We start from the raw sequence: 772 nt of genomic DNA on the forward strand, positions 1-772 counted from the left end.
AGTGGGCGGGGATCCGGGTGGCGGGGTCGCCCTGAGCGGCGTTCAGCTGGGGCTGGGTGAGGAAGAGGGTGTCGCGGAGGTCGGCGCCGCGGAGGTTGGTGTCGCGCAGGTCCGTGCCGATCAGGTCGGCGCCGCGGAGGTCGGCGCGGCCGAGGTCGGCGGCGATCAGGTAGGCGCCGCGGAGGTTGGCGCCGCGGAGGTCGGCTCCGGCGAGGCGGGCGCCCATCAGGTCGGCGCCGCGGTGGTTCTTCTTGCGGCCCGGGGTCTTGGCGCGGGCCAGTTCGCTGGTCTTGAGGAGGAGGGTGTTGATCTCCTGGCGGAGGGCGGGGACGTCGAGGGTGGTGAGGGTGTCCGCGTCCGCCCGGGTGAGGCCTTCGGTGCGGGTGAGGAGTTCGCGCAGCGCCGGGTGGAGCGGGGCGGCCGCCGGGATGCCGAGGGCGGCGGAGAGGTAGAAGAGGAGTTCGTGGAGCTGGCGCATGACCGGGAAGGCGTCGAACATCGCCTGCCGGGTCTCGGGGTGGGTGCGCCAGTCGCGGCCCTCGAAGGTGACCTGGGAGATCTGCTGGCCCGCGCCGAAGCAGTCGAAGACCGTGCAGCCCTGGAAGCCCTGGTCGCGCAGGCCGGTGTGGATGCCGCAGCGGAAGTCCTGCCGGAGGTTCTTGCAGGGGGTGCCGGCGGCCTTGTTCACGGCGAAGTCGGCCGACTTGGCGAAGGGCAGGGCGACGCAGCAGAGCGCGAAGCAGTTCGCGCAGTCGGCCTGGAGGAGGGGGAG

Annotated in this window: 1 protein-coding gene; it reads right to left on the bottom strand. The window is 73.1% G+C overall.

Features of this window, described 5'->3' with window-relative positions:
- The coding region (locus VR44_RS40300; protein ID WP_045952668.1) for a pentapeptide repeat-containing protein at window positions 1–772 on the bottom strand (772 nt) is incomplete at both ends.

Source organism: Streptomyces katrae, assembly GCF_000966975.1.
Classification (GTDB): Bacteria; Actinomycetota; Actinomycetes; order Streptomycetales; family Streptomycetaceae; genus Streptomyces; species Streptomyces katrae.